Source organism: Parabacteroides caecihominis, assembly GCF_023656785.1.
GTDB lineage: Bacteria > Bacteroidota > Bacteroidia > Bacteroidales > Tannerellaceae > Parabacteroides > Parabacteroides segnis.
Genome location: NZ_JAMOKS010000031.1, coordinates 72,025 through 86,118, shown reverse-complemented (window position 1 = coordinate 86,118; position 14,094 = coordinate 72,025). Strand labels below are relative to the sequence as shown.

The window sequence follows — 14,094 nt, the reverse complement described above, 5'->3', positions numbered from 1 at the left end:
TGCCAATTTGGCATAATGTAAATATACACTCATTTCAAAAGTATACGTAATAAATATAGCTGCAAATAGCTATAGAACTATTAGTTAAGGGAAGTGTTAATGATTTTTAGTGGACACGTGTGGTTCGCGAACCGCCCTTACGGTGTCAATGTAAGCCTGTAAGGCTTTAACAAATCAGCCCAGGGTTCTAACCCTGGGTTTATGAAAACCCGCTCTTGTCTTTCCGCCCTGTAAGGGCGGGACAAGCTAAATATCAATCCTTTTCGTCTTGTCGCACCCCTACAGGGTGCCTCAGAAAGAGAAGGATTCAAGGGAACCCGGGGTTAGAACCCCGGGCTAGTTTGTTACAGGCCTACAGCCTGAAGACACCGTCGCTAACTGGCTCATCCTATAATTAGCAGATAGCTCAAATCTTTCTAAATTGGCACATTGGCATATTGCCACATTATTCCCTATGTTCCATCGCGAAGCCCGATTTTCAAATCTCAATAAAAAAAGACTTCCAACCAGTGGAAACCTTCTTCGTGTTATTTTACTTAAAATAGATCTTTCAACAATCCTGCTCTTCGTGATGACGTGCTTCTTTGCGGTTCTACAATATTTATCGGAAATAAAATGTCGTTTCGTCACACCACGTCACCGCTGTCTACAAAGTGGGTAGGCGCTTGCCGTATCTTTGATATGTAATTAATAATCAACTAAAAACAATAAAGTATGGCATTGCAGTTTCATTTGGTTCAAAGGAAGAACCTTAGTAAAAATGTAGAGGTAGGGAAAGAGAAACTCTACTATGCGCAGACCCGGGCGACGGGGACGTGTTCCTTCGATGAGTTGTGCGAAATTGTGGCAGAGAGTTCTACTGCTTCGAGCGGTGATGTGAAGGTGGTGATAGACCGTGTGATCAAATTCCTGCTCCTGTTCCTGGCCCGCGGGGAGGTGGTGCAGTGTGGCGAGCTGGGTACCTTCCAGTTGTTGCAGACCAGTTCGGGGAGTGTGACTACTGAGGAGTTCTCTTCGAATATGTTGTATCGCGCCCGCCTTCGCTTCCGTCCCGGTCCTAAGTTGCGTGAGTTGATCCTGACGGCTAAGAGCGAGCGTTTCAAGCTCGAAGAGTCGAAACCTGCCACACCAGGTGGTGGAAGTGATCGTCCTGAAATTGAATGATCTCTGTAACCTGTGTGTATGGATAAGTATTCATTTACCCGCAAGTACCTCCCCGCCGCACGTATGGCGGGTGAGTTGTACGGATTGAACCCGGTGGTGATCCTGGCTCAGTCTGCTATCGAAACCGGCTGGGGAGAGAGTTCCCTGGCTACCTGCTACAATAACTTTTTCGGACTGACGGGGTATGGTGTTGCCAATGCTTACTGGCATGGCGGCAAGACTGATCTGGATAAGCCGGACGGTCTGCTGTTTCGCCGTTACGACAGTCCTGAAAACAGTTTCCTGGATTTTGCTCGCCTGATAGCGACGGTTTATAAGCAGGCGGCAGCTGTGAGTCATTATCCCCGGGCGTATGCCCGTGAGATTGCTTACAGCAGGTATATCAGTGAAGTGAACGGGGATAACCGGGCGGCTTATTGCAAGATGTTGGAGAGCATTGCACAGTCGCTGGTTCCCATAGTGTATAATCTTAATAATGACAGCGTATGAGCGAGAAGACAAACAAGGTGAAAACGATCCTGCAATTTATTATGGATCTGCTGGGATTCCTGTTGGGAAGAAAGAAACAAGGATGATCCCCGTAAGGGCGGTTCGCGAACCGCCCTTACCGAACCGTCCCTTATGTCAATGCCGAAGAGATGAACATATAAATCATCATCCCGATAATGTCGTTCGTGATGGTGATAAATGGTCCGGTAGCCAATGCCGGATCAATTTTCAGGCGGTCGAGCGTCATCGGAACAAGCGTACCGAAAATACTGGCGAACATAACGACGGCGAACAAGCTCAGGGAGACGGAAGCCGTTATCCCTTTGTCGCCCAGCATAAAGAAGTTATATATGAATACGACCAGACTGATGATGCTGGCATTGATCAACGAAACAATCCCTTCCTTCAATATCTGCGGAAGAATGTTATCCTGTTTCAATGAGTTGTTTGCCAGACCCTGTACCACGATAGCGGATGACTGTATGCCGACATTTCCTCCTGTTCCACCGATCAGGGGAATAAACAAAGCCATTTTGGGATTACTCGCCAGATTCCCTTCGAACCCCCCGAGGATAACAGAGTTTGCCAGTCCGCCGATCATACCGATCAGCAACCAGGGTAGGCGGGCGGCCGTCTGTGTAAATACATTATCCGAAGTTTCCACGTCCTGCGAGATACCGGATGCCAACTGGTAATCACGTTCGTGTTGTTCGCGGACTTCATCCATTACGTCGTCGATGGTGATGCGGCCGACCAGGCGACCGATACTGTCTATTACCGGCAAGGCTACCAGGTCGTATTTCTCGATCGTTTCGGCAACCTCTTCGATACTGTCGCTTTCGCGGACCGAGATCGGCTCCTTCTTCATGACATGCTTGATCTTCGAGACGGACGGGTTGGTGATCAGCCGCTGGAGGGGAAGTACGCCTTTCAGCCGTTCGTCGTCGTCTATGACATATACATAATAGATTTCGTCCATATCTTCCGCCTGCTTGCGCATTTCATCGATACATTGAGGCATACTCCAGTTTTCGTTGACCACGATCATTTCCGTACCCATCAAACCGCCGGCGGTATCTTCATCATATTTCAGCAGGTCGACGATGTCGCCGGCCTGTTCGACGTCTTCAATATGCGAAAGGATCTCTTCCTGTGTATCTTCGTCCAACTCACGCATCAGGTCTACCGCGTCGTCGGTTTCCATATTGTCGACGAAGCGTTTGGCGATCAGTTCGTTGGGTAGTTCTTTCAGTAATTTATGGCGGTCCTCTTCATCCAGTTCCATCAGGACGTCGGCGGCCTTGTCGCCGTCCATCAGCAAATACAGATAGATTGCTTCCCGAAGATTTAACTCCTGGTATAGTTCAGCAATATCTGCCGGATATAAATCGTGAAGCAAAGCCTGTGCTTTGGCATCATCTTTTTCTGCGATGATACTTTTCAGGTTGTCGATATAGTCTTTCGTCAGTTCAATCATAGGTCATGTTGTTTGTAACCCCGTTTTTATTCCTTCTGTATAGTCCCCGTCTGCTTCAGCCACCGGTCTGCAATTAGTGTCAGTTCGACGAACTGTTCAACCGAGAGCTGCTCGGGCCGTTTGTCGAAAACCGGCAGTGCGTAGTCCGGACAATCCTTTCCCAGCAGTGGTTTCATCGAGTTCCGGAGTGTCTTACGACGTTGGTTGAAAGAGGTCTTGACTACCGTTTTGAATAATTTCTCGTCGCATCCCAGTTCTTTCCGGTCGTTCCGTACCATGCGGATGACTGCACTTTTCACTTTTGGAGGCGGGTCGAATACAAATTCACTGACAGTAAAGAGATATTCTACCGTATACCAGGCTTGCAACAGGACGCTGAGGATACCGTAGGTCTTGCTGCCCGGTCCGGCTGCCAGACGTTCTGCCACTTCTTTCTGGATCATCCCCGAACAGCAGGGCACGTGTTCTTTAAAGTCGAGGACTTTAAAGAATATCTGGCTGGATATATTATAAGGATAATTCCCGATCACACAGAACTGGCCGGGGAAAAGTTTGGAAAGGTCCAGCCGCAGGAAATCTTCTGCCAGGATACGCCCTTCGAGCGCCGGAAAGTTTTGTTCCAGGTAATCTACCGATTCCATATCCAGTTCCACCACGGTCAGGTCGTGGCCCGCTTCCAGCAGGTATTGGGTAAGCACTCCCATGCCGGGACCGATCTCCAGAACCGGTAAATCTTTGTAGTCCGACAACGTATCGGCAATACGCTGAGCGATTTGTAAATCCTTCAGGAAATGCTGTCCTAATGCTTTCTTTGGCTTAACTAATCTCATCCAGTTCTTTGGTGTAAAATGTTCGTATTAAAATATAATGCTTATCTTTGCGGGTGCACAAAAATACAACAAATAATTTAAAGTATCCTACGTAGAATGAATTTTAAGAGTATCCTACAAACGTTTGTCAAGATATTTTTACCCTTAGCTTTTGGCTGTTTGCTGCTTTGGTTTTTATATAGTCATATGGATGTCACCGAGATATGGCGTGTCATCCGTGAGGGGGTAAGATATGATATCATATTGGTTTCTTTACTGTTCGGCCTGTTTGCCAATGTGGTTCGCGGATTGCGTTGGGGGTTGTTGATCTCCTCATTGGGCGAGCGTTTTAAAATGAGTAATATCATTTATGCCGTGCTGGGAAACTATGCCGTGAATATGGTGCTGCCGCGTGTCGGCGAAGTCTGGCGTTGCGGTATTATCACCAAGTATGATAAGATCCCGTTTACCAAGTTGCTGGGAACCTTGCTGATCGACCGTGTGAGCGATACGATCGTAGTGGGATCGATTACTTTGTTGATTTTTATTTTCAATTTCGACTTCTTTGTCAGCTTCTTTGCGAAGAACCCCGCGCTGCTGGAAGGTTTCCAGAAAATGTTCGATTCGATATGGATTTACGTCGGTGCAGTAATTTTAGTGGTCGGAATTTGGTTTGTTTTCAAATATATGAGTAACTTTACGCTGGTGCAGAAAGCAAAGGCGTTGTTGCTGAATGTATGGGACGGAATGAAGAGTATCTGGCTGCTGAAGCAGAAAGGACGTTTCGTGGCACAGACATTGATGATATGGGGTGGCTATTTCTGTTATTTCTATATAACGTTCTATGCATTCGACTTTACCCGTGATCTGGGAATAACGGTCGGACTGATCGCTTTTACCATGAGTAGCATCGGGGTTGCCGTCCCTGTACAGGCGGGAATCGGTGCCTGGCATTTCATGGTGATCGCTACGCTGGTTTGCTTTGGTGTCAACGAAAATGATGCTGCCGCTTTTGCCCTGGTGGTTCATACGGTGCAGACGGCATGGACGGTGTTGTGCGGCCTGTTCGGCATTGTGGCTCTGCCACTTACGAACAAAGAGGCACCCGCCGTTGTTTCAGAATAGATACTATATGTATAAAATAAGAGTTTTTAAAATTAAACATTAAGTCTATGTCAGCAGAAATCAAGAATCTTTCCCCGCAGCATGTCTGGGGTTATTTCTATGACCTCACACAAATCCCCCGTCCGACAGGACACATGGAAGCAGTCACTCGTTTTGTAGAAGCTTTTGGAAAAGGATTGGGATTGGAAACTTTGCGGGATGGAGCAGGAAACGTTCTGATCCGTAAACCGGCCACTCCCGGAATGGAAGGCCGCAAAACAGTAATCCTGCAATCTCACCTGGATATGGTTCCCCAGAAAAATTCTTCTGTGAAACATGATTTTCTGACTGACCCGATTGATGCTTATATAGATGGCGACTGGGTAACAGCCCGTGAAACGACATTGGGTGCCGACAATGGTATCGGTGCTTCGTTGGCTATGGCGGTGCTTTCTGATACGACTATCAAGCACGGACCGATAGAAGCTCTTTTCACGATCGATGAAGAAGAGGGAATGGATGGCGCTTTCGGTTTGAAGCCCGGTTTCCTGAAAGGAGAAACATTGATTAACTGCGATTCGGAAGAAGAAGGTGAATTGTTTGTCGGTTGTGCCGGCGGTGCGGACCTGAATATTTCGATCCAGTTTAAAGAAGATACTTATATTCCTGAAGGGGATGTGGCTGTAAAGCTGAGCCTGACAGGATTGAAAGGCGGTCACTCGGGTGTGGACATCCATCTGGGACGTGCCAATGCCAATAAATTAATATTCCGTTTCCTGAAAGAGGCCGTTTGCGACTATGGGGCTCGTCTGTCGTCTATCGAAGGCGGTTCGTTGCGTAATGCGATTCCGCGTGAGGCATTTGCCGTTGTTACCATTCCCGGTGATAATGTAGAGGCTTTATGGGAGTTGGTAAGCGATTATCAGGATATGTTCCGGGAGGAATATAAAGGCATTGAGAATAATATCAGCTTTGTTGCCGATATGACTGATCTGCCCGGCACGCTGATTCCGGAAGAGATTCAGGATGATATTATCAATGCGATCGAAGGTTGCCAGAATGGTGTGATCAGTATGTTGAGTGATTTCCCGGGAACGGTGGAATCTTCTTCCAACCTGGCCATTGTCAAATCATCCAATGAATTGATTGAAATAAAGATATTGGTCCGCAGTTCATCGGAGAGCCGTAAGGCCTCTGTTTGTTCAAGCCTGGAAAGTATATTTGCTTTGGCAGGAGCTAAGGTGGAATACGGCGGTTCTTATGGCGGATGGCAGCCGAACATCAATTCTCCGATTCTGAACGTAATGCAGCAGACATACGAGGAATTGTTCGGAAAGAAACCTTCGGTAAAGGTCATGCATGCCGGACTGGAATGCGGCATCATCCAGGAATCTTATCCTACAATGGATATGATTTCTATCGGCCCGGATCTGGAACACCCGCACTCACCGGATGAAAGGGTGAACATCGCGACAGTGCAAAAAGTGTGGGACTTCATTGTCGCTACGCTGGAAAGAATCTAAGTACGAAAATCTACCCTTTATACGAAAGGCTGCATTCCCGTTTTGGAGTATGCAGCCTTTTTGCCTATGTTTTGGAACAAAAATAGAAGTGTTTTGCCTATGTTTTGAAACAAATCAGTATATTTGTATCTGAAAATCAATCCTGTATGTCATGTTTGAACGTGAAGTGTTGACAAAATTGAAATTATGGTCGGAATCCAGCTATCGCAAACCGCTTATTTTGCGTGGAGCGAGACAGGTGGGAAAGACGACTGTTGTGAATGAGTTTAGTAAAGCATTCGATAATTATCTTTATCTTAATCTGGAACATCCGGAAGCAAATAAGTTGTTCGATTCGTCTTTACCTCTTTCTACATTAATGGATATGTTTTACGTGTATTGTAATAAATCAAAGAAAGGAGGGAGAACGCTGCTTTTTATTGATGAAATACAAAACTCTCCCAAAGCTGTAGCCCGCTTACGTTACTTTTATGAAGAACTTCCGGAAGTGTTTGTGATCGCTGCCGGTTCATTGCTGGAAAGCTTGATAGATGTACATATCTCTTTTCCGGTGGGGCGTGTTGAGTATATGGCACTTCGCCCTTGCTCTTTTTCTGAATTCCTGGGGGCCATTGCTGAGACTGCATTGAGGGACTTAGTGAAAAAGGCAGAGTTACCCGAAGCTTTTCATGACAGAACGATTGCTTTGTTTAATATTTATACGTTGATAGGTGGAATGCCGGAAGTTGTGCGTAATTATGCCTCTGATGGTGATATCATATCTTTGAATAGAGTGTATGAAACGCTGTTGGATGGTTATCGGGATGATGTGGAAAAGTATGCCAAAGGGGGGGTACAATCTGATGTGATCCGTTATATTCTGACGGAAGGATGGGCCTTTGCCGGGCAAAGCATTACGCTGGGTTCTTTTGCCGGATCTCCTTATAAAGCCCGCGAAGTAGGAGAGGCTTTCCGTACATTGACAAAGGCGCTGTTATTGGAGTTGGCTTATCCTACTGTTTCTGCTTCTATTCCTCTGATCTCTGATTTGAAACGGTCTCCGAAACTTCTCTGGTTGGATACAGGATTGGTAAACTACGCAGCCGGTTTGCAAAAAGAAATTTTCGGCGCTTCTGATATTACGGATGCCTGGAGGGGGATGATTGCCGAGCAGGTAGTTGGGCAAGAGCTATTAACCTTGTCCGATAAGGTATCTCAGCGGAGAAATTATTGGGTGAGGGGTAAAGCCGGTTCGTCAGCAGAGGTCGACTTTGTCTATCTATATGATTCGATGATCATTCCTGTAGAAGTGAAATCAGGGCATAATGCAAAATTAAGGTCTATACATTCTTTTATGGATGAAGCGCCGCATGATTGGGCGGTCCGGGTTTGGAATGGTACCTATTCTGTTGATGAGGTAAAGACAACGAAAGGTAAATCTTTCCATTTGATCAATGTCCCTTTTTATTATGTAGGCTCGTTGGATGCGGTAATGTCCAAACATATAAAATCGGCTATAAACTAAAAAGGAAAGAAAAAAATTGTACTTTTGTGAGCTACATTAATAAAGTACAAAATAATGGCTAATGATGACTTGAAACAAGCCTGGAAAATTCCGGAGCCGACGCTTCGGAGATTGCCCTGGTATCTTGCTTTTCTGAAACTGATGAAAGGTAAGGGAGAGACGTTTGTATCATCTACCCAGATTGCTAAAGAAATTAATGTAGATCCTAGCCAGGTGGCGAAAGATCTTTCGTTTGTAAATATTTCGGGGAAAACCAGGGTAGGCTATGATATTTGTGCCCTTGTGGATGTGTTGGAGGATTTTTTAGGTTTTACCGCGCAGCACAAGGCCTTTTTATTTGGTGTTGGTAGCCTGGGAGCTGCTTTATTGCAGGACACCGGGTTGAATCAGTACGGTCTGGAGATCGTTGCCGGATTTGATGTCCGCAAGGAACTGGCCGGAACGGTTGTCAATGGCATTCCTGTATTTCATTTGGATGATTTTCCTGCTAAGCAAAAAGAATTCGGGGCGACGATCGGTGTTATTACCGTGCCTGTCGATAAAGCGCAGGAGGTGACCGAGCAGATCATTGCCGGGGGAATCAAAGCCTTATGGAATTTTACCCCGTTCCGTATCCGTGTCCCGGAACATATTGTAGTACAGAATACTTCCATGTATGCCCATCTGGCTGTCATGTTTAATCGCTTGAACTCAATTAATCACTGAAATGAAGATTATAGCAGTAGGAATGAATTATGCAGAACACAATAAAGAGCTGCATCATTCGTTAGAATTATCGGAGCCTACTATCTTTATGAAATCCGATTCCTCCCTGTTGAAGGATGGAAAACCGTTTTTCATTCCCGATTTTTCATCGGAGATACATTATGAAACGGAGATTGTCGTGAAGATAGACCGGCTGGGTAAGAACATCGCCGAACGTTTTGCACATCGTTACTATAATGAAGTAACAGTCGGTATCGATTTTACCGCCCGTGATCTGCAAAGAGAGTTGCGTGCGAAAGGATTGCCTTGGGAGATCAGTAAAGCATTTGATAATTCGGCTGTTATCGGGGCGTTTGTGCCATTGGACAGAGTTGGGGATATCAACAGTATCCCGTTCCATCTGGATATAAACGGTCAGAAAGTGCAGGAGGGAAATACCTCGGATATGCTTTTTCCGGTAGACAAGATTATCGCTTATGTGAGCCGTTTCTTTACCCTGAAGATAGGAGATTTGATTTTTACAGGTACGCCGGTGGGTGTAGGGCCGGTTAAGATCGATGATCATTTGCAGGGCTATATCGGCGAGCGGAAGCTTTTGGATTTCCACGTGAGATAACGGGAAATGAATGACTATGCTACGAATACTATATACATTAATAATAAGTATCTGCTTTTTTACTTCTGCCTGGGCGGATGGTAGCAAATATGCAGCCAGTTCCGCATTGTCGTCCGGCAAATGGGTGAAGGTACAGGTTGAAGACAGAGGATTTTATAAACTGACATATGCCGACCTGCGTGGAATGGGGTTCTCTGATCCTGCCAAGGTTTCCGTGCATGGGTATGGCGGTTGTATGTTAGATGAAGATTTCTCGAAACCTTATATAGACGATGTGCCCGCCGTGCCGGTCTGGCGTGGTGACGATTATTTGCTGTTCTATGGTTGCGGTGTTACCGACTGGACGTACGACAACAAGGAATTAAAAAGTTTTGTCCATACCAATAACCCTTATTCCAATTACGGTTATTACTTCCTGACGGATGCAACAGGTACAAAAGAAATGGAATCTGTGGCGTCTGCTGCCGGTGCATCTCTGAAAGTGACGACTTATGATGATTATCTTTTGCATGAAAAAGACCTTGTTTCCGTTAATAACTCAGGACGTGAACTTTTTGGGGAAGCGATGGATATGACTCTTTCAAGGGACTTCTCATTTAACGGTATAACCGGTATAACCAATGATGACGGTAAGGTCACGTTGCGCTTTATCGCCAAGCCGACAAGTGGTAACGGAAGTGTGACCATGAGCGTGGATGGAAACAAAGTGTTGGAAAGGAGTATCTCTTATAGCAGTACGGGTGGTAGTGAAACGTATACTATGGCACGTTCGGTATATGAGGTCGTGGATTGGAAGGGGGACAAAAGTACAAATGTGAAAGTAAATGTAAGATACGGACAGTTAGGGCATAAGAACGTACATCTGGATTTTATCCGTTTGCAGATGAAACGTGAACTGCAACCCTATGACGCCTGTACTTTTTTCCGTAGCCTGGCTTCGGTAAATAACGCTTCCCGTTTCGTTATTCAGAATGCGAATGCGAATACGTTGGTCTTTGATGTGACCGATAAGTTGAACCCGAAACGGATGGAAACGGAATTGAGCGGAAGCGAATTGTCTTTCTCTATTCCGGCGGGAACGTTGAGGGAATTTGCCCTGGTGCAGCGAAACCAGACATTACCGTCCCCTGAAGTGATAGGTGATGTGACGAATCAGGATTTGCATGCTTTGCCGCAGACAGATATGGTTATTATCGCTCAGTCAGGTTTGGCTTCGCAGGCAGAACGTCTGGCCGAAGCACATCGTACCCGCGACGGGTTGACCGTTCAGGTCGTTTCTCCGGATGCGATTTATAATGAATTTTCCAGTGGAACCCCGGATGCGACAGCCTACCGTCGTTTTATGAAGATGTTTTATGACCGGCAGACTTCGGAGGCCGATGCTCCCAAATATCTGCTTCTTTTCGGTGACGGGGCGTTTGATAATCGCTTCATTACTTCAAGTTGGCAGAATGTGGCAAAAAACAATATGCTGCTGACTTATCAGACTGAGGAATCTTTGGATGATAAATCATATGTGGTAGATGACTATTTCGGTTTTCTGGATGACAGCAATAACGGAAAGGGGTTAGTGTCAGCCAGAGTGGATATCGGTATCGGACGTTTCCCTGTCCGGACATTGGCCGAAGCGACCAATATGGTGGATAAGGTTATCAACTATATGGATAATAAAGAGACCGGATCGTGGAAGAATAACGTCTGCTTTGTAGCTGATGACGGAAGTAATGCGGACGGTTACATGATACAGCATGCTCAACAGGCTGATGAGCTGGGTGAATATATAAATACCAGTCATCCGGAGTTCATGGTAAACAAGATTTATTTTGATTCTTATAAAAAGGACTTTTCCGGAGGTTTAAGTACCTATCCCGATGTAAAGACGAATCTTCAGAAACAGCTTAAGAACGGATTGTTGCTGATCAATTATACAGGTCATGGTAATACCGTATCCTGGAGTGATGAAAAGGTATTGACAGAAAGTGATATAACGAAATCAACTTATACTCGTCTGCCTGTGTGGATTACGGCGACTTGTGACTTCTGCCGTTTTGATGCTCCGGTTACTTCTGCCGGCGAGCAGGTGTTCCTGAATAAGGTAAGTGGTGGTATCGGTTTGTTTACTACGACTCGTGTGGCTTATTCCAGTCCTAACTTTTCTATTAATGACAACTTGATCCGTAACTTGTTCGAGAAAAAGAACGGACGCCGGCTAACGTTGGGTGAGGTGATGAAAGCAACCAAACAGGCATTGGGTTCCAGCCGCTATAAGTTGGGATTCGCTTTGATCGGCGATCCCGCATTGAAGCTGGCTTATCCGGAGTACCGGATGCAGGTGACGGCTATAAACGGGAATCCGGTAACGGACGAACCGGTCGATTTTAAAGCATTGCAGAAGATAACGGTGGAAGGCGAAGTCTTGGATCCGGGAGGAAATATTGCCACAGACTTCAATGGCCTGCTGAACCCGACCGTTATGGACAGCCGCCTTTCTTATGAGACATTGGATAATAATAAGACCGGAACGAAATTCAAATATACAGATTATTCAAACATACTTTTTATCGGTAACGATTCAGTTCGTGCCGGAAAGTTCAGTTTCACGTTTACTGTGCCGAAGGATATTTCTTATTCGAATGAGTTCGGTAAGATGAACCTTTACGCATCGGATGAAACAAACAATCTGGAGGCACAGGGTGCTTATCTGAATTATCGGGTCGGAGGAACTGATGATAACGCGGAAGACGATCATGATGGTCCCGAAGTCCGTGCATTATACCTGAACGATTCGACATTCGTCAGTGGCGGCCAGGTCAATACAACCCCGTTCTTTGTGGCGCGTCTTTGGGATAAGAGTGGTGTGAATATAACGGGTAGCAGCATCGGTCATGATATGATGCTGATTATCGACGGCGATCCCTCGTTCAGCTTTAATCTGAACAGTTATTATGAACTGATCCCGGGAAGTGACGGAGAAGGAATCGCGAAATACCTGATCCCTGCTTTAACGCCGGGAATCCATACCGCAGAGTTTAAAGTCTGGGATATACAGAACAATTCGACGACATATGAATTTGAATTTGAGGTAGTCGAGGGATTGAAGCCTTATCTGCTGGAGTTGACGGCATCGCCCAGTCCGGCACGTGAACAGGTGGAGTTCCATTTGTTCCATAATCGTCCGGAAAGCCAGCTGACAGTCGGTATCATGGTGTACGATATGATGGGACGTCTGCAATGGAAGCATCAGGAGACCGGCGCTTCCGAACTGTTCAAGTCCTATACGGTAACCTGGGATCTGACGAATAACCGGGGAGGACGCCTTCGTCCCGGGGTATATATTTATCGTGCGGCGATCAGCTCGGGTGGCTCCAAAGAGGCAACAGACGCAAAGAAATTAATAATCCTCGCACAATAAAGTAATATAAAATCAGTTTATATGTTGGTAGGGTAAATTTTATTTACCGCGTTTTTAACAGATATAGTATGATAAAAGAATTAAGAATCAGTACATTTATAGTAGTATTCAGCCTTTTGGCTGTATTATCCGTGTGGGCTCAGAAGAAAAATACATTTGCTCCGGTTAATACTGCAGTGCCTTCGCTATCAATTGCACCTGATGCACGTGGTGGTGGTATGGGTGATAACGGGGCGTCGACTACTCCCGATATAAACTCTCAATATTGGAACCCTGCTAAATATGCGTTTATGTATAGTAAGGCAGGCGTTTCTTTATCATATACTCCCTGGTTGCGTAAGTTGGTCAATGATGTGGCTTTGGCGAATCTGTCCGGTTACTATAAAATCGGTGATAGCGATTTGCAGGCTGTCGGTGCTTCCTTGCGTTATTTCTCGTTGGGAGATGTACCCTATAATCCTATTACCGGAGAGTCGACAGGTAATTATTCCGTTAGTCCGTATGAAATGGCTTTCGACGTAAGTTATAGCCGTAAATTGTCTGAATCTTTTTCGATGGCTGTGGCTATGCGTTATATCCGCTCGGATATGGGAACTGACCCGGCTGATGAAAGCCGCGTGCCCGGTAATGCCTTTGCTGCGGATATTGCGGGTTATCTGGAGAAATATGTGATCCTGGGTAACAGTGAATGTTTGTGGAGTTTCGGTTTCAATGTGTCTAATATTGGTACTAAAATCTCTTATGATGGGGGAGAACATAATGAATTTATTCCGACAACACTTCGTCTGGGTACCGGTTTGCTGTATCCGATCGATGATTATAACCGGATCGGTTTGTATCTGGATTTGAGTAAATATCTGGTTCCGAGTCTGCCTTATTTGCAGGAAGGGTATACGGATGAAGAGAAAGCCGAATACGATAAGAAAAAAGAAGATTATAATAATGTATCCGGTATCTCCGGTATCTTCAAATCTTTCGGTGACTCGCCTGACGGTTTCAAGGGTGAATTGCAGGAAGTAATGGTCTCGATCGGTGCCGAGTATAGCTATAACGAGCAGTTTTTCCTTCGTGGAGGTTATTTCTATGAGAATGCCAATAAGGGTAACCGCCAGTATTTCTCTGTCGGAGCCGGTTTCCGCATGAGTGTATTCCAGTTGGATGCAGCCTATCTGGTAAGTACCGTTCAGAGTAACCCGTTGGACCAGACACTTCGTTTCACACTGTCGTTTGATATGGACGGGATAAAGAACCTGTTCAGATAATTGAAGATTGAAAATTAAGAACTGAAAAT

Annotated in this window: 11 protein-coding genes; 9 read left to right on the top strand and 2 right to left on the bottom strand. The window is 45.6% G+C overall.

Annotated elements, in window-relative coordinates; all coding sequences use genetic code 11:
- Nucleotides 1-714 precede the first annotated feature (714 nt).
- Both NBH14_RS21675 and NBH14_RS21670 read left to right on the top strand, forming a co-directional pair.
- Nucleotides 715-1,164, top strand: a complete 450-nt coding sequence (locus tag NBH14_RS21675) for an HU family DNA-binding protein (RefSeq protein WP_128135162.1) — start codon at nt 715-717, stop codon at nt 1,162-1,164.
- Between the two features lie 18 nt (nt 1,165-1,182).
- Nucleotides 1,183-1,653: a glucosaminidase domain-containing protein gene (locus NBH14_RS21670; RefSeq protein ID WP_009859968.1), complete on the top strand. Its 471-nt coding sequence runs from the start codon at nt 1,183-1,185 to the stop codon at nt 1,651-1,653.
- A 130-nt stretch (nt 1,654-1,783) separates the two neighbouring features.
- On the opposite strand, the gene mgtE is transcribed toward NBH14_RS21670, so the two are convergent.
- Nucleotides 1,784-3,130, bottom strand: a complete 1,347-nt coding sequence (gene mgtE, locus NBH14_RS21665) for a magnesium transporter (protein WP_186961070.1) — start codon at nt 3,128-3,130, stop codon at nt 1,784-1,786.
- A gap of 26 nt (nt 3,131-3,156) precedes the next feature.
- Nucleotides 3,157-3,960 carry a 16S rRNA (adenine(1518)-N(6)/adenine(1519)-N(6))-dimethyltransferase RsmA gene (rsmA, locus tag NBH14_RS21660; RefSeq protein ID WP_010800833.1) on the bottom strand — a complete coding sequence of 268 codons (804 nt, stop codon included), beginning with the start codon at nt 3,958-3,960 and terminating at the stop codon, nt 3,157-3,159.
- Nucleotides 3,961-4,056: 96 nt separating this feature from the next.
- On the opposite strand from rsmA, the gene NBH14_RS21655 reads away from it, so the two are divergent.
- The 7 genes from NBH14_RS21655 (at nt 4,057) to porV (ending at nt 14,065) form a co-directional block, all read left to right on the top strand.
- Entirely contained in the window at nt 4,057-5,064 is a 1,008-nt protein-coding gene (locus NBH14_RS21655) for a lysylphosphatidylglycerol synthase transmembrane domain-containing protein (RefSeq protein ID WP_128135160.1), read from the top strand.
- Nucleotides 5,065-5,111: 47 nt separating this feature from the next.
- Nucleotides 5,112-6,566, top strand: a complete 1,455-nt coding sequence (locus NBH14_RS21650; RefSeq protein WP_186961071.1) for an aminoacyl-histidine dipeptidase — start codon at nt 5,112-5,114, stop codon at nt 6,564-6,566.
- Between the two features lie 151 nt (nt 6,567-6,717).
- Nucleotides 6,718-8,070, top strand: coding sequence for an ATP-binding protein (locus NBH14_RS21645; RefSeq protein ID WP_186961072.1), 1,353 nt, complete (start codon nt 6,718-6,720; stop codon nt 8,068-8,070).
- Between the two features lie 54 nt (nt 8,071-8,124).
- Entirely contained in the window at nt 8,125-8,775 is a 651-nt protein-coding gene (locus tag NBH14_RS21640; protein ID WP_046146104.1) for a redox-sensing transcriptional repressor Rex, read from the top strand.
- Nucleotide 8,776: 1 nt separating this feature from the next.
- Nucleotides 8,777-9,391, top strand: a complete 615-nt coding sequence (locus NBH14_RS21635; RefSeq protein WP_128135159.1) for a fumarylacetoacetate hydrolase family protein — start codon at nt 8,777-8,779, stop codon at nt 9,389-9,391.
- 16 nt (nt 9,392-9,407) lie between these two features.
- Nucleotides 9,408-12,803, top strand: a complete 3,396-nt coding sequence (gene porU / locus NBH14_RS21630; RefSeq protein WP_186961073.1) for a type IX secretion system sortase PorU — start codon at nt 9,408-9,410, stop codon at nt 12,801-12,803.
- A gap of 68 nt (nt 12,804-12,871) precedes the next feature.
- The gene (porV, locus tag NBH14_RS21625; RefSeq protein WP_186961074.1) at nt 12,872-14,065 is read left to right on the top strand and encodes a type IX secretion system outer membrane channel protein PorV; all 1,194 of its coding nucleotides are present in this window, start codon (nt 12,872-12,874) and stop codon (nt 14,063-14,065) included.
- The last annotated feature ends 29 nt before the right edge of the window (nt 14,066-14,094 follow it).

Excerpts from the sequence above, each read along its gene's own strand:
- NBH14_RS21675 (WP_128135162.1), top strand. The coding sequence starts at position 715 with ATGGCATTGCAGTTTCATTTGGTTCAAAGGAAGAACCTTAGTAAAAAT.
- NBH14_RS21670 (WP_009859968.1), top strand. The coding sequence starts at position 1,183 with ATGGATAAGTATTCATTTACCCGCAAGTACCTCCCCGCCGCACGTATG.
- mgtE (WP_186961070.1), bottom strand. The coding sequence starts at position 3,130 with ATGATTGAACTGACGAAAGACTATATCGACAACCTGAAAAGTATCATC.
- rsmA (WP_010800833.1), bottom strand. The coding sequence starts at position 3,960 with ATGAGATTAGTTAAGCCAAAGAAAGCATTAGGACAGCATTTCCTGAAG.
- NBH14_RS21655 (WP_128135160.1), top strand. The coding sequence starts at position 4,057 with ATGAATTTTAAGAGTATCCTACAAACGTTTGTCAAGATATTTTTACCC.
- NBH14_RS21650 (WP_186961071.1), top strand. The coding sequence starts at position 5,112 with ATGTCAGCAGAAATCAAGAATCTTTCCCCGCAGCATGTCTGGGGTTAT.
- NBH14_RS21645 (WP_186961072.1), top strand. The coding sequence starts at position 6,718 with ATGTTTGAACGTGAAGTGTTGACAAAATTGAAATTATGGTCGGAATCC.
- NBH14_RS21640 (WP_046146104.1), top strand. The coding sequence starts at position 8,125 with ATGGCTAATGATGACTTGAAACAAGCCTGGAAAATTCCGGAGCCGACG.
- NBH14_RS21635 (WP_128135159.1), top strand. The coding sequence starts at position 8,777 with ATGAAGATTATAGCAGTAGGAATGAATTATGCAGAACACAATAAAGAG.
- porU (WP_186961073.1), top strand. The coding sequence starts at position 9,408 with ATGCTACGAATACTATATACATTAATAATAAGTATCTGCTTTTTTACT.
- porV (WP_186961074.1), top strand. The coding sequence starts at position 12,872 with ATGATAAAAGAATTAAGAATCAGTACATTTATAGTAGTATTCAGCCTT.